This window comes from Cellulomonas sp. P4_D11, from assembly GCF_056401915.1.
Genome location: NZ_JBFUIK010000027.1, coordinates 25891 through 45520, shown reverse-complemented (window position 1 = coordinate 45520; position 19630 = coordinate 25891). Strand labels below are relative to the sequence as shown.

Below are 19630 nucleotides of genomic sequence, written 5' to 3'. Positions count from 1 at the left end.
CGCGTCGGCGGCGGGGGCGGTCGCGGTGGGCACGCGCGACCTCGGCGCGCCGTGGGCCACGGTCGCCGTCGTCGACGAGCGCGCCGCCGGCGTCGTGGTCCGTCGCCTCTGAGTCCTGGTCCGTCGCCGTCACGGGACGCCGTCGATCGATGCGGGGGCCGTCCGAGGCGTCAGCCGCCGGAGACGCTCAGCTCGGCCTCGTGGAGCGCCTTGGCGAACTCCTCGGACAGCTCACGCGAGTCGAGCCAGCCGTACGGCAGGAGCGGGCGCTTGGGCGAGCCGGCGCGGCCGCGCTGGCCCTCGGCACCGGCGCCCGGGTACCCCTGCTCGAGGTCGAGCCGGCCCAGGCGCTCGTCGAGCTCCGCCATGGTCGACACCAGCCCGAGCGCGGCCCGGGTCTCGCCGCCCACGACGTAGCCCTTGAAGTACCAGGCCATGTGCTTGCGCATCTCGCGCAGCGCCTTGCCCTCGTCGCCGAAGTGCTCGACCATCAGCTCGGCGTGCCGGCGGACGATCGTCGCGACGTAGCCCAGGCCGGGCGTGATGCGCTCGTCGGACCCCGCGAACGCGGCCGCGAGGTCGGCGAACAGCCACGGCCGGCCCTGGCAGCCGCGGCCGACGACGACCCCGTCGCAGCCGGTCTGCGCGACCATCTCGAGGGCGTCCTCGGCGGACCAGATGTCGCCGTTGCCCAGCACGGGGATGTCGGTGACGGTCTGCTTCAGCTGGGCGATCGCGTCCCAGTCGGCCGTGCCGGAGTAGTAGTCGGCGGCGGTGCGGGCGTGCAGGGCGACGGCCGCGACGCCGACCTCCTGGGCGACCAGGCCGGCCTCGAGGTAGGTGAGGTGGTCGTCGTCGATGCCCTTGCGCATCTTCACGGTGACGGGCACGCCGTACGGGCTGGCGGCGTCGACCGCGGCCGTGACGATGTTGCGGAACAGGTCCCGCTTCCAGGGCAGCACGGCTCCCCCGCCCCGGCGCGTGACCTTGGGCACCGGGCAGCCGAAGTTGAGGTCGACGTGGTCGGCGCGGTCCTCGCTCGCGATGAGCTTCACGGCGGCGCCCACCGTCGCGGGGTCGACGCCGTACACCTGGACGGAGCGCGGCCGCTCGTCGGGCTCGTGCGAGATGATCCGCATCGACTCCTCGCCGCGTTCGACCAGGGCGCGCGAGGTGACCATCTCGGCGACGTACAGCCCGGCACCGGACTCGCGGCACAGGCGGCGGAAGGCGGCGTTGGTGACGCCCGCCATCGGCGCCAGGACCACCGGGGTGTCGATGGTCAGCGGACCGATGCGCAACGGCGGCAGCACGGCGCCGGAGCGCGCCGGAACCGCAGGAGTCGTCAGGGTCATGCCCCCATTGTCCCTCACGCGACGGATCAGCCCAGCAGCCAGCCGTTCTCCTGCGCCAGCCGGGCCGCCTCGGCGCGCGTGCGGCCTCCCGTCTTGCCCATCGCCGCGGACAGGTAGTTGCGCACCGTGCCCTCGGACAGGAACGTCTCGCGGGCGATGTCCGCCACCGTGCCCCCGGTCGCCGCGACGACCAGCACGGCCCGCTCGCGCTCGGTCAGCGGGTTGGCGCCGACGGTCAGCGACTCCACCGCGAGGTCGGGATCGACCACCCGCAGCCCGCGGTGCACGCGGCGCACGGCGTCGGCCAGCTGCTCCGCGGGCGTGTCCTTGACGACGAACCCGCTGGCCCCGGCGTCGAGCGCGTGCCGGACGTACCCGGGGCGGCCGAAGGTAGTGACGATGAGCGAGCGGCACGCCGGGTACCGCGCCCTGAGCTCGGCGGCGGCGGAGATCCCGTCCATGCCGGGCATCTCGACGTCGAGCAGCGCGACGTCGGCGGCGGTCTCGCGCGCGGCGTGCAGCACCTCGTCACCCCGGCCGACCTGCGCGACCACCGTGAGGTCCGACTCCAGGTCGAGCAGGGCCGCGAGCGCGCCGCGGACGAGGGCCTGGTCGTCGGCCAGCAGCAGGCGGATCATCGAGTCCCGTTCTTCGTGGTGACGAGCAGCTGGTAGCCCCCCAGCGGGCTCGCGGACACCTCGACGTGCGCGCCGACCTGCCGCGCGCGCTCGGTCAGCCCGCGCAGCCCGTTGCCGGGCACCACCTCGGTGTTGGCCGGCCCGTAGCCGTCGTCGTCGACGACGAGCGTGTCCGCGGTCATCGTCACCCGCACGCGCGTGGCCGCCGAGTGCCGCAGGACGTTCGTCGTGCCCTCGCGCAGCGCCCAGGCGAACAGCTCCCGGAGGTCGTCGGGCACCTGGTCGACCGTGCCCGGCACGTCCGCCTCCACCCCCGCCGAGTCGAACGCCTGCCGCGCGCCGGCCAGCTCTCCGGCGAGCGTGACGGCTCGCGTCGCGGAGACCATGCCACGCACGTCCGCGAGCGCCGAGCGGGCCAGCGCCTGGACCTCCGCGATCTCGGCGCGCGCCCGGTCGGCGTCGACGTCGAACAGCTTCCCGGCGAGCTCCGCCTTGACCGCGATCACGGTCAACGAGTGCCCGAGGATGTCGTGCATGTCCCGCGAGATGCGCTCGCGCTCCCGCTCGACCGCCAGCACCGCGACCTCGTCCTGCGCGAGGGCCAGCTGCCGGTTGCGCAGCACCAGCTGCGTGAAGCCGTAGACGGCGACCGACGCCAGGATCACCGAGATGACCAGGTCGTCGATGGTGTCCCACCCCGGCACCAGCCGCGGGACGACCAGGATCACCGCCGTCGAGAACACCGCGACGAGCAGCGCGCGGGGATCGCGCAGCAGGAAGATCGCGGACACGCAGACGAAGACGAGACCGACGAGGCCCTGCTCGTCGGCCGCCAGGCAGGCGATCGCGACGAGGACCACCTGCTGGAGGAGCACGTACCCGCTGCGGGGGTCGGGCAGCCGGCTGCCGTGCGGCCCGGCCCGCGTGAGGACGACCCACGCGAAGCTCACGGCGAGCCCGGCGATCGCGCAGAGCGAGAGCGTGCGCTCGACCCCGTGGGGCGCGTCCCAGGCGGCCTGCCACGGCTGCAGCAGGAAGATCGCCCAGACGATGCCCATCGTCGGGCCGACGACCCGCATGACCCGGCGGGTGCGGGGCCGGGCGATCCCGTCCGCCTCCGAGGCGTACGCGAGCCGACCGCCCCAGCTGGGCCACTCGTCCTTGGGCACGGAGATGCCGTCACCCGGCTTCGCGCGACGCCTCACAGCGCTCACGCTAGCCGGGTGACGGTCACCGCGATCCGTCGGCGTGCGGGTCACACCCGCGCCGTGTCGCGGCGGAACCGCCACGCGGCGCCGCCGACGAACACGGCCGCCCAGCCGACCACGTTGACGATGGCCCAGATGCTCGGCGCGTCGCCGGTCAGGGGCGCCCGCACGATCTCCGCCAGGCCGTAGGTGGGCACCACCTTGGCGATGTCGGCGAACAGGCCGTCGCCGAGCGGGACGAACAGGCCGCCCGCGAAGGCCAGCAGCGCGAGCACCGGGCCGAGGATCTGCATGACGTTCTCGGCCGGCAGCAGGTAGCCCATGAACAGGCCGAAGGCGGCGAAGACCACGGAGCCGAGCCACGCGAGCCCGAGGGACGCGACGAGCGCACCGGTGTCGCCGGTCGCCCCGCTGGCCAGCCCGACGGCCGCGACCACGACGACCGCGGCCAGGCCCATCACCATGGCGACGGCCACCTTGGTGAACACGTAGGTCGCCGGGCGTAGCGGCGTGAGCCGCAGCTGGCGGGTCCACCCCTGCGAGCGCTCGACCGACACGCTCGCGCCTCCGCTGGTGGTGGCCAGCATGGCGCCGTACAGCGCCATCGAGACCATGATGAACGCGGTGACGTTGCCGTTGCCGACGGACTGCGTCTTGTACGCGTCGGCCGTGCCGAAGATGAGGAAGAACGCCGGCGGCATGATCAGCGTGAAGATGACCGTGCGGCGGTTGCGCAGCAAGCGGCGCAGCTCGATGGCGAGGAACGGGCCGTTGACCAGCGAGGTCCGCGGCGCGCGGTCCCGCGCGGTCGTGGTCGCGGGCAGGACGGCGGTGCTCATGAGGGGCTCCCAGGGGTGGTGTTGTCGCCGGTCAGGGCCAGGAACGCGTCCTCGAGCCCGCGGGCGGTGATCTCGACGTCGCTCGCCGCGGTGGCGGTGAGCAGGTGGCGTGCGACGCCGTCGGAGTCCGACGTGTGCACGAGGACGCGGTCGCGCCGCAGCTCGACGGACTGGACGCCGGGGATCGACTCCAGCGCGGCGCGCTCCGCCGCCGACAGGTCGGGCAGGGTGGCCGTCACGAGCCGGCCCGACGCCATGTTCTTGACCTGCGCGGCGGACCCGTCGGCGACGATCCGGCCGTGGCTGACCAGCACGATCCGGTCGGCGTAGGCGTCGGCCTCCTCGAGGTAGTGCGTCGCGAACATGATCGTCCGGCCGCGCGACGCGTCGGCCCGCAGCGCGGTCCAGAAGTCGCGGCGCCCCTCGACGTCCATGCCCGTCGTCGGCTCGTCGAGGACCAGGACGTCCGGGTCGGGCAGCAGCGCGAGCGCGAACCGGAGGCGCTGCTGCTGGCCGCCCGAGCACTTGCCCACCTTGCGGTCGGCGATGTCCGCGATGCCGGCACGGCCGAGCACCTCGGACGCGGTCCGGGCCGACCGGAAGAACGACGCGGTCAGCTCGACCGTCTCGCCCACCGTGAGGTCCTTGAGCAGGCCGCCGGTCTGCATGACGGCCGAGACCCGGCCCTCGGCGATCGCGCGGCTGGGGTCGAGCCCGAGCACCGACACCGAACCCGAGTCGGGCTGGGCCAGGCCGAGCATCATGTCGATCGTGGTCGTCTTGCCCGCCCCGTTGGGGCCGAGGAACGCGACGACCTCACCCGGCGCGACGGCCAGGTCGATCCCGTCGACGGCACGCACGGTGCCGAAGGACTTGTGCAGACCGCGCAGCTCGATCGCCAGCGGTCCCGAGCCGGCCGGGGCCGGGGTGGGAAGGGTGTCGGTGAAGGTCATGGCTCGATCCTGACCGGCCCGCCGGCACCGCTCCCCCGCCGCACGTCACCAACGGGGCATGACGGATGTCATCCGGGGACGACGACGCCCGCCCCGCGGACGGGACGGGCGTCGTGGATCGGTCGGGGTCAGGCGCCGACGAGGTGCTGCGCGAGGTAGCCGGTGACCTTGTCGAGGGCGACGCGCTCCTGCGTCATGTCGTCGCGGTGCCGGATGGTGACCGCCTGGTCGTCGAGCGTGTCGAAGTCGACCGTGATGCAGAACGGGGTGCCGATCTCGTCCTGGCGGCGGTAGCGGCGACCGATCGCGCCGGCGTCGTCGAACTCGACGTTCCAGTTCCTGCGGAGCTCGGCGGACAGGTCGCGCGCCTTGGGCGACAGCGCCTCGTTGCGGGACAGCGGCAGCACCGCGGCCTTGACCGGCGCGAGGCGCGGGTCGAGCTTGAGCACGGTCCGGGTGTCGACGCCGCCCTTGGTGTTGGGCGCCTCGTCCTCGTAGTAGGACTCGACCAGGAACGCCATGAGCGAGCGGGTCAGGCCGGCCGCGGGCTCGATGACGTACGGCACGTACCGCTCGTTCTTGGCCTGGTCGAAGAAGGACAGGTCCTGGCCCGAGTGCTCGGTGTGCGTCTTGAGGTCGAAGTCCGTGCGGTTCGCGATGCCCTCGAGCTCGCCCCACTCGCTGCCCTGGAAGCCGAAGCGGTACTCGATGTCGACGGTGCGCTTCGAGTAGTGCGACAGTTTCTCCTTCGGGTGCTCGTAGTGGCGCAGGTTCTCGCGCGAGATGCCCAGGTCGACGTACCAGTCGGTGCGCTGGTCGATCCAGTACTGGTGCCAGGTCTCGTCGGTGCCGGGCTCGACGAAGAACTCCATCTCCATCTGCTCGAACTCGCGCGTGCGGAAGATGAAGTTGCCGGGCGTGATCTCGTTGCGGAACGACTTGCCGATCTGGCCGATGCCGAACGGCGGGCGCATGCGCGCGGTCGAGTAGACGTTCTTGAAGTTGACGAAGATCCCCTGGGCGGTCTCGGGCCGCAGGTAGTGCAGGCCCGACTCGTCCTCGACCGGGCCGAGGTACGTCTTCAGCATCATGTTGAAGTCGCGGGGCTCGGTCCACTGGCCGCGGGTGCCGCAGTTGGGGCACGCGATGTCCGCCAGGCCGTTCTCGGGCGGGCGGCCCTTCTTCTCCTCGAACTCCTCGAGCATGTGGTCCTCGCGGAACCGCTTGTGGCAGTTCAGGCACTCCGTCAGCGGGTCGGTGAAGACGCCGACGTGGCCGGAGGCGACCCACACCTGCCGGGGCAGGATCACCGACGAGTCGAGGCCGACGATGTCGTCGCGGCTGGTGACCATCGTCCGCCACCACTGGCGCTTGATGTTCTCCTTGAGCTCGACGCCCAGCGGTCCGTAGTCCCACGCGGAGCGCGTACCGCCGTAGATCTCACCGCTCGGGAAGACGAACCCGCGCCGCTTGGCGAGGGAGACGACGGAATCCAGGCGGGAGGGTGCAGCCACGATCGATCACTCCAGGGTGGTGGCGCCCGCGGCTGGGTGTCGCGGGCGGATGGACCACGGCATCGCCGCCGTGGTTGAGGCGCAGCCCAGGCTACCGGTGAACGGCCGCAGCCGTTTTGACAACGGTTCTCGTCTAACTGAGAATGATCGTCATGTCCAACGCGTTCCGACGAGCCGCCGTGCTCGCGCCGCTCGTCGCGCTGCCCCTCGCGCTCGCCGCGTGCGACGCGGGTGCGACGCCCGGTGTCGCCGAGGGCACCGTCGACGTCATGGCGTCGTTCTACCCGCTGCAGTTCGTCGCGGAGCAGGTCGGGGGCGACCGCGTGACCGTGCGATCGCTCACGCCACCCGGGGCCGAGCCGCACGACGTCGAGCTCTCCCCCGCGCAGGTCTCCCGCATCGACGGCGCCGACCTGGTGGTCTACCTGTCCGGCTTCCAGGCCGCGGTCGACGACGCCGTCGCGCAGACCTCCCCCGCGCACGTGGTCGACGCCGCGAACGACACCACGCTCATGACACCCGCGCAGGAGCATGGTCACGAGGAGGGTGCCGACGAGGGCGAGGAGCAGGACCACGGCGCGCTCGACCCGCACTTCTGGCTCGACCCCAGCCGGCTGCCGTCGGTCGCCGACGACGTCGCGCAGCAGCTCACCGCGATCGACCCCGAGGGCGCCGACACCTACTCGGCCAACGCCGCGGCGCTGAACCAGCGCCTGGCCGACCTCGACGCGTCGTACGCCACCGGGCTGGCGACCTGCGAGACCAACACGTTCGTCACCTCGCACGAGGCGTTCGGCTACCTCGCGGACCGGTACCACCTGCACCAGGTCGGCATCTCCGGCATCGACCCCGAGGCCGAGCCGTCGCCGGCCCGGCTGGCGGCCGTCGAGAAGATCGTGCGCGAGCAGCACGTCAGCACGATCTTCTTCGAGAGCCTGGTGAGCCCGAAGGTCTCCGAGACGCTGGCGAAGGACCTCGGCATCACGAGCGCGGTGCTCGACCCGATCGAGGGCCTCGCCGATGCCGCCGACGACTACTTCTCGGTGGCTGAGCGCAACCTCGACGCCCTCCGCATGGCATTGTCCTGCTCGTGAGCACCCCCGTGATCGAGGCGACCGGCCTGGGCGTCACCCTGGGCGGGCAGCCGATCCTCGACGGCATCGACCTCGCGGTCCCCGCCGGTGAGGTGCTCGCCGTGCTCGGCGCCAACGGCTCGGGCAAGTCGACGCTCGTGCGCACGCTGCTCGGCGTGATCCCGCGGACCGCCGGGGACGTCCGGCTGTTCGGCACGAACCTCGGGCCGGCCGCTCCCTGGGACCGCATCGGGTACGTCCCGCAGCGCCTCCCCGCCGCCGCCGGGGTGCCCGCCACCGCGTACGAGGTGGTGACGTCCGGGCTGCTGCACGGCCGGTCGCTGCGTCCGCCGCGCGGTCACCGCCGCCGGGCGCTCGACGCCCTCACCGACGTGGGGCTGGGCGACCGCGCCGACCAGCGCGTCCAGGAGATGTCCGGCGGGCAGCAGCAGCGGGTCCTCATCGCGCGCGCCCTCGTGCGCGATCCCGACCTGCTCGTGCTGGACGAGCCGACCTCCGGCATCGACATCCCCACGCAGGCCACGTTCGTCGACACCATCAGCCGCCTGCACGACGCGGGGACGACGGTCGTCGTGATCCTGCACGAGCTGGGCCCGTTCGCGCCGCTCATCGACCGCGCGATCGTGCTCCGGCACGGCCGCGTCGCGCACGACGGCGCCCCTCCGCGCGCCCGCGGGGAGCACGCCGGCGAGTGGCACGACCACACCCACGCGCACCCCGACCCCGAGCCGCCGCACATCGGGCCGTCGCTGTCGGTGGAGGTGAACCCGTGACCGCGTGGGACCAGGTGGTCGAGCTGCTCAGCTCGCCACTCATGCAGCGCGCGCTGCTCGCCGCGATCCTCGTCGGCGCCTGCGCGCCCGTGGTCGGGACGTTCCTGGTCCAGCGCCGCATGGCCCTCATGGGCGACGGCATCGGGCACGTCGCCCTCACGGGCGTGGCGCTCGGCTGGCTCGTCGGCAGCTGGGCCGGTCTGGTGCCGCAGGACTCGCTCGCCGTCCCGGGAGCCGTCATCGCCGCGATCGTCGGCTCCGTGGTCATCGAGCTCGTGCGCGAGCGCGGCCGGACGAGCGGGGACCTCGCCCTCGCGCTGATGTTCTACGGCGGCATCGCGGGCGGCGTGCTGCTGATCAAGGTCGCCGGCGGCACCAACGCGAACCTCATCAGCTACCTGTTCGGCTCGATCTCGACCGTGTCGACGACGGACCTCTGGTGGACCGTCGGCCTCGCCGCGCTCGTTCTCAGCGTCGGCATCGGGCTGCGGACCGCCCTGTTCGCCGTGAGCCACGACGAGGAGTTCGCGCGCGCGAGCGGCCTGCCGGTGCGGTTCCTGTCGATGATCGTCGCGGTCATCGCCGCGCTCACCGTCACCATCGCGATGCGCGTCGTCGGCCTGCTGCTGGTCAGCGCGCTGATGATCGTGCCGGTGGCCATCGCGCAGCTGTTTGCGAGGTCCTTCAGCCGGACGATGACGCTGGCCAGCATCATCGGCGTCGTCGTCAGCGTCGCCGGCCTGGTGCTCACGTACTGGCAGGACATCCCGCCGGGCGCCACCATCGTCGTGCTCGCCATCCTGGTCTACGCCGTCGCCGCGACACTGCGGCCGTTCTGGTCGCGCTCGCAGCCCCCGCGCGACCCGCACCCGGACATGGTCGACGACGTGCTCCTGGTCGACGACGTGCACGACGAGCTCGAGGTAAGGCCAACCTCACCCGCACCGTAGAATCGGCCCGTGACCGACGTCCGCGACGCCTACGGCCTGGGGGGTGTCTCCCTCGGCATCGCCGTCGCCGTGCTCTTCGCGATCGTCATCGCCCGCTCGCACGCCACCTACTGGGCCGGCCGCGGCGTCGTTCGAGGCGCTCAGGCGGTGCACGAGACCGCGGGTGCACCGGGCTGGTGGCACGCGACGATGGTGCGGCTCGAGGCCTGGACCGACACGCGCACGGCGAAGCGCGGCCTCGACCTGGTCCGCCGGTGGGGTGCCGGCGCGATCACGCTCGCGTACCTGACCGTGGGGCTGCAGACGGCGATCTTCGCGGCGGCCGGGCTCATCAAGATGCCCTACCTCCGGTTCGCGATCGCCTCGATCCCCGGCGCGCTGATCTGGGCGGTCGTCTGGGCGACCGTCGGTTTCGGTGCGGTCTGGGCCGGGCTCGCCCTCTTCGCGACGTCGCCCTGGGCCCTGGCCGGGGTCGCGGTGGTGCTGGTCGTCGGCATCGGCTGGCTGGTGCGCCGACGCCTCGCGCGCCGAGCGGCCGAGCCCGTCCCGGCGCCCGTCGGCGACTGACGGACCGCCTGGTCCGGGGGCTACCCGGGCTGGGCGGCGCGGTCGACGGCTCCGCCGTAGCGCCGGTCGCGCCGCGCGTACGTCTCGACCGCCCGCCAGAGGTGGCGCCGGTCCACGTCGGGCCACGGCTCGTCGAGGAACACCAGCTCGGCGTACGCCGCCTGCCAGATCATGAAGTTCGACGTGCGCTGCTCTCCCGACGACCGCAGGAACAGGTCGACGTCCGGCAGGTCCGGCTCGTCGAGGTAGCGCGCGAACAGCTTCTCGTTGACCTTGTCGGGCTTCACGCGACCCGCCGCGACCTCGCGGGCGATGGCCTGCGCGGCGTCGGCGATCTCGGCCCGACCGCCGTAGTTCACGCACATGGTGAGCGTGACGGTCGTGTTGTCCTTGGTGAGCTCCTCGGCGGTCTCCAGCTCGGCGATGACCGAGCGCCACAGCTTCGGGCGTCGGCCGGCCCACCGCACGCGCACGCCCCACGAGTTCATGAGGTCCCGTCGGCGTCGCAGCACGTCGCGGTTGAAGCCCATGAGGAACCGGACCTCGTCGGGTGAGCGCGACCAGTTCTCGGTCGAGAACGCGTACGCCGAGACGTACTCCACGCCGACCTCGATGGCCCCCGCGACGACGTCGAGCAGCGACGCCTCCCCCGCGGCGTGCCCGGCGGTGCGCGGCAGCCCGCGAGCATTGGCCCAGCGGCCGTTGCCGTCCATGACGACCGCGACGTGCTTGGGGACGAACTGCTTCGGGATGTCCGGCGGGCGGGCGCCGGAGGGATGCGGGTACGGCGGTTCGACGGCGTGCGGCACGTCGGCCATTGTGCCGCGTCCGGCGCTATGAAACCGGATGGTTGCACTACGGGTCGTCGCGGGTTAGCGTGACGTGCAACATATTGATTGCACATCGAGAGGATCGCCACCATGAGCACCAGCCTCACCCTGACGTTCGCCGTCGACCAGACCGCCGAGCACACCTTCGCCGCCATCAACGACGTCCGCGGCTGGTGGTCCGGCCCGCCCGCGCCCACCGAGCCGCAGATCGAGGGTCGGACCGACCGGCTCGGCGAGGAGTTCAGCTACCTCGTGACGGACGTGCACTACTCGAAGTTCCGGATCACGGAGCTGGTCCCGAACAGCCGGGTCGCCTGGCTCGTGCTGGACAGCCGGCTCACGTTCATCAAGGACGAGCAGGAGTGGACGGGCACGACGGTCACCTTCGACGTCAGCGAGCAGGACGGCCGCACGCAGGTCGTGTTCACGCACGTCGGTCTGGTGCCCGAGCACGAGTGCTACGAGGTCTGCGACGACGCGTGGAGCTCGTACATCCTGGGCAACCTGCGCCGCCTCATCGAGACCGGCTCGAAGGACCCGGCTCCAGCCGGCTTCGCGACCGCCGTCGACGCCCTGCGCTGACCCGTCGCCGGTGGTCGGGAGGTCAGACCCTCTCGACCATCGGCAGCGAGCGCAGCTGGCGCTCGAGGTGGAACTGGCAGAACGCGGCGACCAGACCGTTGCCCTCGCCGCGGTGCCGCTCGGCGCTGGAATCGGCGAGCGACCAGTCGCCCGCGAGGAGGGCCGCCAGGAGCTCGAACGTCTCCGGCGCCGGCGCTGCGGCACCCGGAGGTCGGCACGCGCGACACACGGCTCCGCCCGACGCGACCGCGAAGGCCGTGTGCGGACCGGGCTCGCCGCAGCGCGCGCAGTCGGTGAAGCTGGGAGCCCAGCCGGCGACGGCGAGCGCGCGCAGCAGGTACGAGTCGAGCACCAGACCCGGCGCGTGGTCGCGGCCGGCCAGGGCCTTCACCGCGCCGACCAGCAGCCAGTACTGCTGGAGCGACGGCTCGTGCTCGGCCTCGACCAGGCGGTCGGCGGTCTCGAGCATGACCGTGCCCGCCGTGTAGAGCGTGTAGTCCTCGCAGATGCGGCGACCGAACGCCCCGAGCGTCTCGGCCTGCGTGACGATGTCGAGGTTGCGGCCCGTGCTCAGCTGGAGATCGACGTGCATGAACGGCTCCAGGCGCGACCCGAACCGTGACGACGTGCGGCGCACACCCTTGCCGACCGCACGGACCTTCCCGTGCGACCGGGTCAGGAGGGTGACGATGCGGTCGGCCTCCCCCAGCTTGTGGGTGCGCAGCACGATCGCCTCGTCGCGGTAGAGGCTCACCCGCTCATTGTCTCCCGCGCCACCGACAGTCCCCGTCGGCGCGCGGGGGCGAACGACGCCGATCAGGCGGCGAACTCCTCGTACTCGGCCACCAGGCCGGAGAAGCAGGCGTCGATCGCGGAACGCTCGCCGACGACAGCGCGCACGTCGGTCACAGAACCCTCGTCACTCTTGACCGCGGTGGACCTGGCGGGCGTGGGCGGGCTCGGGGCGCGACTCAGGTACTCATGCCCGGTGGGCGTGGTCGTCAGGACGTGGTGCCCAGGTCCCGCTCGCTCGAGTGGCCTGCGCGACCATCCCGGCGCTTCCTTCGCCAGGTTGCAGGCGACGCAGAGACCCTCGCCGTTGGCGGCCGTCGTCGCGCCGCCCGCGGCGGACGAGACGATGTGGTCGATGTGCCGCACGGGAGCTCCGCAGTACGGGGTTCGGCAGATTCCTTGGTCGCGGATCCGCAAGAACTCGGCCAACCCGTCCGGGTGGAAGCGCGCGCGGGAGGTCATCGCGACGAGGTCGCCGCCGGGATCGGCGTACAGCCGCCTCAACCACACCGCACCGGCATCGACACCAGCAGCAACGAGCTCACGAGCCACCTGCGCGGGGACTGGACCGCCACCCGATACGTGCCCGGGCTCGTGGCCGGCACCCAGCAGCGCCGAGTCGCTGAGGACGAGGTTCACCGTGAGGGGTACCGCCGCCGTGCTCGACTGACCGGTGACGAGCTCCACGAGCGTGTCGGCCATGACCTGCCCGCGACCTCGTCGCGCAGCCGCGCGCCCGTCCTCGCCGCCGCCGACAGCCGCACCCGCGCGCTCCGGCGGAACACCCGCAGCCGCCGCATCGGCCGCCCGGCCGAGGGCCGCGAAGACGGCGACACCCTGTGCCACGGGGAGCAACGCCGTCAGGTACGTCATCGTGTCGGGGGCCGCCCGCAGGGTCACGCAGCGCTCGGACTGCGCACGCCGTGCGCGGCGGACGGCCGCGGCGGGATCGAGCCGCGCGGCATGAGTGCGAGCCGACGCGACGAGCTGCCTGGTCCCGATCCCGACCAACGTCGACGGGTCGGCGCAGAGCAGCGCGTCGACCTCGCGACGATCCTCGACCTCCAGGCAGGCCGTCTCCTGGACCAGCAGCATCGCGCGGTGCTCGGAGAGCAGCCCATCCCGCAGTGCGCCGAACGTGTGTGGCATCTCCGAGAGCCACGCCTTGGCGGCACCGACCAGAGCGGCGCCCCGGTGCGGCGACTCGCGACGCGCCAGACCGACCTGCGCGGCGACACCCAGTCCGCGCCGCCTGGCGGGCACGCCCTCGTGCGCCTGCCGCTCACGTTCGGCACGGTCGAGCGCGACCGCCGCCTCAGCCTGGAGCGAGCACGCCGCGGACTTGAGACCCTCCAAGGCTGCGATCAGCTCAATCAGTGCCGCACTCGGACCGGCCGCACATCCGCCGCGGTCGTCGCCTCTTGCGCGGACGACGCTCAGCCCTCCGCCATCCGTCGATGAACCAGCCAGTCCACCGACGGCCCGCACGAGCTCGTGCCGCCAGCGCATGACCACACCCGCATCGACCGCACTCACGTCGACCCGAGCGGCACCCGAAGCCGCGGCTGCGAGGTCGCAGGAGGAGAGCGCGGGGCTATCGGCCGGAGCCATCGAGCCCACGGGCGCATCGAGCACGCCGACGACCGGCGTGGCCGCGTCGGCGGCCCGCTCGGTCCGGAGCGGAGTCGATGTCATGAGACCACCCTATCGAACATACGTTCGATTCGAATGCTCTGTCCACATTCCGACCCGCGGGGGTGAGCGGAGAACGCGGCACGCATCAGCGACGACCGGCGACCGCCGCGAGAATCGCCAACGCCGCTCGCTCGGGGGCCACGACGGAACCCAGCGTGCGACTTCAGGACCTCACGGTCATGACCGCCGGCGCAGGGCCGAACGCGTGCGCGGCGAGGACCGCGCGCCCCTGCGGTGCAACAGGACGTCCAAGCAGGGGACGTCAGAACCCGAAGGTCGTGACCGCCGGCACAGCACCGAAACCGCGCGCATCGATGACCGGGCGGTGCCAGAGCACGTCCGAGCAGAGCACGTCAGAACCCGAACGTCATGACCGCCGGTACCGAGCCGGCCGCGAGCGCGTCCAGCACGGCGCGCTCGTGCGGAACGACGGGGTCCGGCAGCGCGTGCAGGGGGAACCAGCGCAGGTCCGCCGCCTTGTCCGCCTCCTGGAGCGCGGGGTCGCCGATCCATCGTCGGCACTCGAAGAACCAGTCGACGCGCTCGTCGATCGGGTCCCCCGTGCCGTTGGTGCGGTGCATGCCGGTGAGGCCGGCGAGGTCGGCGGGGACGACGTCGATGCCCAGCTCCTCGCGCGCCTCGCGGACCGCGGCGGCCAGCACCGATTCACCGCGCTCGACGTGCCCGGCGGCGGCGCACGCCCAGTGCTCGTCCATGTAGCCGGTGCCTCGGCGCAGCTGGAGCAGGACCTCGTCGTCGCGTCGGAGCACCACGTAGGCAGCGGGGACGACCTGGAAGCGCACGGCAGCCACCGTAGACCGGACCATCGATCCGAGAGCGCGGCCGCGCCGCCGACACCTCGCCGCCCCGCATCCGTCGAGGGTGGTGACGGAGCTGCGGGCGAGGGTCGGCGGCGCGAGCGGTGCACGACCGTCGTCGGGGTCGCCGACGGACGGCCGGGCGCGCCCCGGGGCGGCAGGCGGTGTCGCAGCCGCGGGGCCAGGGCCAGGAAGTCAGTGCGGCGCGGTCAGCGCTCGTGCCGGTTGACGGCCGAGATGATCGCCTTCAGCGAGGCGGTCGTGATCGAGGGGTCGATGCCGACGCCCCAGAGGATCTCGTCGCCGATCGCGCACTCCACGTACGCGGCGGCCGTGGCGTCGCCGCCCGACGAGAGGGCGTGCTCGGCGTAGTCGAGGACGGCCACGTCGACCCCGAGCGTCTTCACGGCCGCGACGAACGCCGCGACCGGACCGTTCCCGGACCCCTCGAGCGTGCGCCGGACGCCGCGGTCGACGAGGTCCACCTCGAGCGTGTCCGGACCGTCCTCGACGCTGGTCCCCCGCGTGCCGCGCAGCGAGAACCGGCCCCACGGGGCGAACGGGCTGCCCGGCTCGACCGGCAGGTACTCGTCGTTGAAGATGTGCCAGAGCTCGTCGGCCGTGACCTCGGTGCCGTGCTGGTCGGTGTGTTTCTGCACCACCTGCGAGAACTCGATCTGCAGCCGCCGCGGCAGGTCCAGGTCCTTCTCGGACTTCATCAGGTAGGAGATGCCGCCCTTACCGGACTGCGAGTTCACGCGGATGATCGCCTCGTACGAGCGGCCCACGTCCTTCGGGTCGATCGGCAGGTACGGGACGGCCCACACGACGTCGTCGACGGTCTTGCCCTGGCGCGCCGCCGACGCCTCGAGCGCGGTGAGGCCCTTCTTGATCGCGTCCTGGTGCGAGCCGGAGAACGCCGTGAACACCAGGTCCCCGCCGTAGGGGTGCCGCTCGTTGACGGGCAGCTGGTTGCAGCGCTCGACGGTGCGGCGGATGTGGTCGATGTCGGAGAAGTCCAGCTGCGGGTCGATGCCCTGGCTGAAGAGGTTCATGCCGAGCGTCACCAGGCAGACGTTGCCGGTGCGCTCGCCGTTGCCGAACAGGCAGCCCTCGATCCGGTCCGCGCCGGCCAGATAGCCCAGCTCGGCGGCGGCGACCGCGGTGCCGCGGTCGTTGTGCGGGTGCAGCGACAGGACGACGCTCTCGCGGTACCGCAGGTTGCGGCTCATCCACTCGATCGAGTCGGCGTAGACGTTGGGCGTCGCCATCTCCACCGTCGCCGGCAGGTTGATGATGACCTTGCGGTCGGGCGTCGGCTCCAGGACCTCCAGCACCGCGTTGCAGATGCGCAGCGCGTACTCCAGCTCGGTGCCCGTGTAGGACTCCGGGGAGTACTCGTAGTAGACGTCCGTGTCCGGGACGAGCTCCTCGTACTTCTTGCAGAACCGCGCACCCGACACGGCGATGTCGACGATGCCGTCCTCGTCGGAACGGAACACGACCTCGCGCTGCAGGGTCGACGTCGAGTTGTACAGGTGCACGATCGCCTGCTTGGCGCCCGCGATCGCCTCGTATGTCCGCTCGATCAGGTGCTCGCGCGCCTGCGTCAGGACCTGGATGACGACGTCGTCGGGGATGCGGTCCTCCTCGATGAGCATCCGCACGAAGTCGAAGTCGGTCTGCGAGGCGGACGGGAAGCCCACCTCGATCTCCTTGAAGCCCATCTGCACCAGCAGCTCGAACATCTCGAGCTTGCGGGCGGGGTTCATCGGCTCGATCAGCGCCTGGTTGCCGTCGCGCAGGTCAACGGCGCACCAGCGCGGGGCCTGCGTGACGCGGGCGTCGGGCCACCGGCGGTCGGGCAGCTCCACGCGGATCTGCTCGTGGAAGGGGCGGTACTTGTGCACCGGCATCGACGACGGCTGCTGGGCGCTCGTCTCCAGGTAGGTCATGGTCTTCTCGTCCTTCGGGCGGTTCGGCGGGGGGTCAGCCGGCACACACGACACCGCGACGAGGATGCGGCCTAGAGGGCCTCGTCGCGGCAGCGAAGAAGGAGGGTGACTGCGAGCACGAAGTCACCGTACCCCCAATGACGCGGCGGCCCGCAAGTCGGTCTCACCGGAGCGCCACCAGCACGTCGTCGCCGAGCGCGTACAGCTGCGACCCCATCCGGACCACGCGCGTCGTGCCGGCGGGCAGCGGGATCTCCCAGAGGGACGCGCCGTCGTCGAGCGACAACGACGTCAGGACGGCGGTGCCGTCGGACGCGTCGTGCTCGACCGCGACGCGCCGGCCGTCTGTGAACGCGCGACCGATCGACGGTCCGAAGGTGCGGGACCACGACAGCTCCCCCGTGGCCGCGTCCAGCCCGACGAGCGCGCCGCCGCCGCGCAGCACCACCCGACCGCCCGCGTCGACGTCCACCTCGGGCGCCGGTGCCGACGCCAGCCACACCTGCTCGGCGGTGCCCCGGTCGTACGCCCGCACCCGCCCACCGGTCGACCCCTCGGTCAGCCCGCCCGCCGCGAAGACGAGCCCGGACGTCCCGTCGCTTACCGTCGGCGCCACGAGCACCCCGCGGACGGAGGCCCAGGGCCGGCCGAGCCCGGTCGACAGCTCGGACACGGCATCCACGCCCGCGTCGCGCAGCCGGTAGCGGGTGCGGACCAGCGTCCCGTCCTCGAGCAGCCGCGTCTGGTCCGCCACGGTGGCCCCAGGCGGTCGGGGCAGCCGCTCCCCCGTCGCCGCGTCGAGCACGAGCGTCACGTCGTTGCCCGCGGCCAGGACCAGGCCGGCCGCGGCGACCAGGGCGACGCGGCCGTTCGACGCGGACTGGAACGTGGACCACCGCTGCGTCTGCCAGCGCGCCTCGCCCGTCGCCGGGTCGAGCCGGCGGACGGTGAGCATCCCCCAGGCGTAGGTGGCGACGACGAGGTCCGACCCGGCCTGCGCCGTCGCGACGACCCAGCCGCCGACGGGGCTGCGGGACAGCACGGTGCCGTCGGCGGGGTCGAGGACCAGGAGCTCGGCGCGGCCGTCGTCGGCCCTCGGCTCCGACGGGACCAGCACGCGCCGGTCCGACGGCGGCGCCGGGCCGACCACGCAGGCGAGCTGCGCGTCGAGCGCCCGGCAGAGCACGTTCTCGGGCGCGGGATCGGCGCCCAGCGGGACGGCCCACCGCTGCTGCCCGGTCACGGCGTCCAGCCCCAGGATCTGCCGCCCGTCGTGCGGGCCCCCGACCGTCGCCACGATCACGTCGCCCACGAGCAGCGGGGGCGACGACCCGTCGACCGCCGCCGTCCAGCGCACGCCCGGTGCGTCCGTCAGCGACCGGACGGCGCCGGGGAACGCCGCCGCGCCGAGCACGGCGGCGCGCTCCTGGCCGGCCGCCCAGCGCGGCGCACCGACCAGTGCCACCGCCAGCACGACCGTCGCGACGACGACCGCGGACACCGCACGCGCCGGTCGGCGGACCGCCCAGGCACGGAGACGCTCGGGCCCGGACGGAGCGGGCTCAGCACCCGGCAGCTCGTCCTCGTCCAGCCGCACGCGCTGCATCGGGGCGCGGAGCCCGCTCGCCGCCATCCCTCAGCCGTAGACGATCAGGTCGTTCACCGTGCGCACCACGAGGTGCCCACCGACCGCGTCGACGTGCCGCACGTGCTCGGGCAGCGGCACCGCCCAGTACCGCACGCCGTCGGCGAGCGCGCGCCCCCAGAGCTCCGGCCGACCGTCGGGCGAGGTTCCCGGGCCGAGCACGAGCGTGCCGTCGGACACCGGCTCCCACCCGAGCGCGTCGCCGGAGTCGACCGACCACAGCGCACGGCCGTCCGTGGCGTCGAGCACCCCGTACGTGCCGGCTCCCGACACGACGAGCCGGTGACCCACCAGCACCCTCGGGTCGAGCATCGTCACGGTGCGCCACTGCTCGGCGCCCGTCGCGAGGTCCATTGCGGCCAGCTGCGAGCCCTCGTCGACCACCACGAGGGCCGGTTCGGAGCCGTCGTCCGCCGACAGCTGCGCGGGCAGTCCCGGCAGGCCGTACAGCTCGGTGCCGTCCACGTCGTGCATGCGACCGCCGCCGACCGGCGCCCAGGTGGCGAACCGGTCGCCCAGCGCCGCCACCTGGATCCCGGTGAACCGGGCGCCGGCCACGAGCGTCGTGCCGTCGTCCGCGTCCAGGACGATCGTCGACTCGCCGTCGAGCACGACGACCGGCGGCAGGACGCGCATCGACGCCGTGAGGAGCTGGGCCATGGCGTGCGGTGAGGTGTACGACCACACGACGGCGCCGGACCGCCCGCTGCGCCGCTGCACCTGCAGGTGGTTGTCCGGGTTCAGCCGGCCGATGACGAGGTCGTCGTCCACCCGCTCGATCCCGACGACGTCGCCGCGGACCTCCCAGCCGCCCGTGCGCGTCCCGTCCGCGGCCGCCAACGGCAGGACGGTGAGGCGCGGCGGCTCCTGGATGGACGCCTCGTCGGAGTACAGGACGCGGGGCTGCGGCACCAGGCACAGGACGAGCGACCCGACGTTCGCGTCCTGCGCCGGGCAGGTGACCCCGCTGGTCTCGAACCCGCTGCGCGAGGCCTGGGCGACGGGCACCGACCAGAGCACGTCGCCGGAGGCGGGGTCGTGCGCCGTGACGGTCCACTCCTCGTCGCCCACGGCGAGCACCACGAGCGCCCCGTCGGCGGCGAGCACCGCGCTGTGGGCCGTACGACCCTCCACGTCCCACAGGGGGGTCGGCGCCGCGTCGAGCGGCCGGACCAGGCCGGGGACGGCCTCGATGCGGGCGACGAAGGCGCGGTCCCGGGCGGACACGAGCATCGTCGCCGCGATCACCGCGAGCACGACGACGACCGCGAGCGGCCACCAGCGCAGGAGCGGGTGCCGGCCGACCGGGACGTCGGGCGGCGGTTCGTCGTCCGGGTGGCGCGACCGAGGCGTCGTGGTCGAGGCGTCCTCGATCTCGACGAGCTGCATCCGTGCAGCAAGGCGCCGGTCCGCCATGTCCCG

General features: G+C 72.9%; 18 protein-coding genes. 5 read left to right on the top strand and 13 right to left on the bottom strand.

All coding sequences use genetic code 11. From position 1 onward, the window contains the following. Positions 1 to 170 precede the first annotated feature (170 nt). The 6 genes from dusB to AC1DT4_RS15570 form a co-directional block, all read right to left on the bottom strand. Positions 171 to 1355: a tRNA dihydrouridine synthase DusB gene (gene dusB, locus AC1DT4_RS15595; protein ID WP_477090712.1), complete on the bottom strand. Its 1185-nt coding sequence runs from the start codon at positions 1353 to 1355 to the stop codon at positions 171 to 173. A 26-nt stretch (positions 1356 to 1381) separates the two neighbouring features. Then, positions 1382 to 1993 (bottom strand): response regulator transcription factor, encoded by a 612-nt coding sequence (locus tag AC1DT4_RS15590; RefSeq protein WP_477090711.1) that lies wholly within the window; start codon positions 1991 to 1993, stop codon positions 1382 to 1384. Then, positions 1990 to 3198, bottom strand: a complete 1209-nt coding sequence (locus tag AC1DT4_RS15585; protein ID WP_477090710.1) for a sensor histidine kinase — start codon at positions 3196 to 3198, stop codon at positions 1990 to 1992. The genes AC1DT4_RS15590 and AC1DT4_RS15585 overlap by 4 nt, the downstream gene beginning before the upstream one ends. A 50-nt stretch (positions 3199 to 3248) precedes the next feature. Beyond that, complete coding sequence (locus AC1DT4_RS15580; RefSeq protein ID WP_477090709.1) at positions 3249 to 4040, bottom strand: ABC transporter permease; 792 nt, start codon at positions 4038 to 4040, stop codon at positions 3249 to 3251. Next, positions 4037 to 4993, bottom strand: a complete 957-nt coding sequence (locus AC1DT4_RS15575) for an ABC transporter ATP-binding protein (RefSeq protein WP_477090708.1) — start codon at positions 4991 to 4993, stop codon at positions 4037 to 4039. Before AC1DT4_RS15575 ends, AC1DT4_RS15580 begins: the two co-directional genes overlap by 4 nt. A gap of 128 nt (positions 4994 to 5121) precedes the next feature. Next, positions 5122 to 6507, bottom strand: a complete 1386-nt coding sequence (locus AC1DT4_RS15570) for a glycine--tRNA ligase (protein WP_477090707.1) — start codon at positions 6505 to 6507, stop codon at positions 5122 to 5124. A gap of 152 nt (positions 6508 to 6659) precedes the next feature. On the opposite strand from AC1DT4_RS15570, the gene AC1DT4_RS15565 reads away from it, so the two are divergent. The 4 genes from AC1DT4_RS15565 to AC1DT4_RS15550 are packed head-to-tail and all read left to right on the top strand — an operon-like array spanning position 6660 to position 9891. Beyond that, positions 6660 to 7601 carry a metal ABC transporter substrate-binding protein gene (locus tag AC1DT4_RS15565; RefSeq protein WP_477090706.1) on the top strand — a complete coding sequence of 314 codons (942 nt, stop codon included), beginning with the start codon at positions 6660 to 6662 and terminating at the stop codon, positions 7599 to 7601. After that, positions 7598 to 8374, top strand: coding sequence for a metal ABC transporter ATP-binding protein (locus AC1DT4_RS15560; protein ID WP_477090705.1), 777 nt, complete (start codon positions 7598 to 7600; stop codon positions 8372 to 8374). The genes AC1DT4_RS15565 and AC1DT4_RS15560 overlap by 4 nt, the downstream gene beginning before the upstream one ends. Positions 8375 to 8415: 41 nt before the next feature. Next, complete coding sequence (locus AC1DT4_RS15555) at positions 8416 to 9324, top strand: metal ABC transporter permease (RefSeq protein ID WP_477090713.1); 909 nt, start codon at positions 8416 to 8418, stop codon at positions 9322 to 9324. A 9-nt stretch (positions 9325 to 9333) separates the two neighbouring features. Then, entirely contained in the window at positions 9334 to 9891 is a 558-nt protein-coding gene (locus AC1DT4_RS15550) for a DedA family protein (RefSeq protein WP_477090704.1), read from the top strand. A 20-nt stretch (positions 9892 to 9911) separates the two neighbouring features. Here AC1DT4_RS15550 and AC1DT4_RS15545 read toward each other — a convergent pair whose 3' ends face one another. Then, positions 9912 to 10709 (bottom strand): isoprenyl transferase, encoded by a 798-nt coding sequence (locus AC1DT4_RS15545; RefSeq protein ID WP_477090703.1) that lies wholly within the window; start codon positions 10707 to 10709, stop codon positions 9912 to 9914. A gap of 102 nt (positions 10710 to 10811) precedes the next feature. Between AC1DT4_RS15545 and AC1DT4_RS15540 the strand changes: the two genes are divergently transcribed. Continuing rightward, positions 10812 to 11303, top strand: a complete 492-nt coding sequence (locus tag AC1DT4_RS15540; protein WP_477090702.1) for an SRPBCC family protein — start codon at positions 10812 to 10814, stop codon at positions 11301 to 11303. A gap of 22 nt (positions 11304 to 11325) precedes the next feature. Here the strand turns inward: AC1DT4_RS15540 and recO are convergent, their stop codons facing one another. The 6 genes from recO to AC1DT4_RS15510 form a co-directional block, all read right to left on the bottom strand. Beyond that, a complete protein-coding gene (recO, locus tag AC1DT4_RS15535; RefSeq protein WP_477090701.1) occupies positions 11326 to 12057 on the bottom strand; it encodes a DNA repair protein RecO in 732 nt (243 codons plus the stop codon). Positions 12058 to 12119: 62 nt separating this feature from the next. After that, positions 12120 to 13451: an HNH endonuclease gene (locus tag AC1DT4_RS15530; protein WP_477090700.1), complete on the bottom strand. Its 1332-nt coding sequence runs from the start codon at positions 13449 to 13451 to the stop codon at positions 12120 to 12122. 692 nt (positions 13452 to 14143) lie between these two features. Further along, positions 14144 to 14617: an NUDIX hydrolase gene (locus AC1DT4_RS15525; RefSeq protein ID WP_477090699.1), complete on the bottom strand. Its 474-nt coding sequence runs from the start codon at positions 14615 to 14617 to the stop codon at positions 14144 to 14146. 200 nt (positions 14618 to 14817) lie between these two features. Continuing rightward, a complete protein-coding gene (leuA, locus tag AC1DT4_RS15520) occupies positions 14818 to 16563 on the bottom strand; it encodes a 2-isopropylmalate synthase (protein WP_477090698.1) in 1746 nt (581 codons plus the stop codon). A 163-nt stretch (positions 16564 to 16726) separates the two neighbouring features. Next, positions 16727 to 18196 carry an outer membrane protein assembly factor BamB family protein gene (locus AC1DT4_RS15515; RefSeq protein WP_477090697.1) on the bottom strand — a complete coding sequence of 490 codons (1470 nt, stop codon included), beginning with the start codon at positions 18194 to 18196 and terminating at the stop codon, positions 16727 to 16729. Positions 18197 to 18199: 3 nt separating this feature from the next. After that, positions 18200 to 19624: a PQQ-binding-like beta-propeller repeat protein gene (locus AC1DT4_RS15510; RefSeq protein WP_477090696.1), complete on the bottom strand. Its 1425-nt coding sequence runs from the start codon at positions 19622 to 19624 to the stop codon at positions 18200 to 18202. Positions 19625 to 19630: the final 6 nt, after the last annotated feature.

Bases quoted from the DNA above. Each gene is read 5' to 3' on its own strand.
- AC1DT4_RS15515 (WP_477090697.1), bottom strand. From the start codon at position 18,196: ATGGCGGCGAGCGGGCTCCGCGCCCCGATGCAGCGCGTGCGGCTGGAC.
- AC1DT4_RS15590 (WP_477090711.1), bottom strand. From the start codon at position 1,993: ATGATCCGCCTGCTGCTGGCCGACGACCAGGCCCTCGTCCGCGGCGCG.
- AC1DT4_RS15525 (WP_477090699.1), bottom strand. From the start codon at position 14,617: ATGGTCCGGTCTACGGTGGCTGCCGTGCGCTTCCAGGTCGTCCCCGCT.
- AC1DT4_RS15510 (WP_477090696.1), bottom strand. From the start codon at position 19,624: ATGGCGGACCGGCGCCTTGCTGCACGGATGCAGCTCGTCGAGATCGAG.
- leuA (WP_477090698.1), bottom strand. From the start codon at position 16,563: ATGACCTACCTGGAGACGAGCGCCCAGCAGCCGTCGTCGATGCCGGTG.
- AC1DT4_RS15565 (WP_477090706.1), top strand. From the start codon at position 6,660: ATGTCCAACGCGTTCCGACGAGCCGCCGTGCTCGCGCCGCTCGTCGCG.
- AC1DT4_RS15575 (WP_477090708.1), bottom strand. From the start codon at position 4,993: ATGACCTTCACCGACACCCTTCCCACCCCGGCCCCGGCCGGCTCGGGA.
- AC1DT4_RS15545 (WP_477090703.1), bottom strand. From the start codon at position 10,709: ATGGCCGACGTGCCGCACGCCGTCGAACCGCCGTACCCGCATCCCTCC.
- AC1DT4_RS15580 (WP_477090709.1), bottom strand. From the start codon at position 4,040: ATGAGCACCGCCGTCCTGCCCGCGACCACGACCGCGCGGGACCGCGCG.
- dusB (WP_477090712.1), bottom strand. From the start codon at position 1,355: ATGACCCTGACGACTCCTGCGGTTCCGGCGCGCTCCGGCGCCGTGCTG.
- AC1DT4_RS15555 (WP_477090713.1), top strand. From the start codon at position 8,416: ATGCAGCGCGCGCTGCTCGCCGCGATCCTCGTCGGCGCCTGCGCGCCC.
- AC1DT4_RS15540 (WP_477090702.1), top strand. From the start codon at position 10,812: ATGAGCACCAGCCTCACCCTGACGTTCGCCGTCGACCAGACCGCCGAG.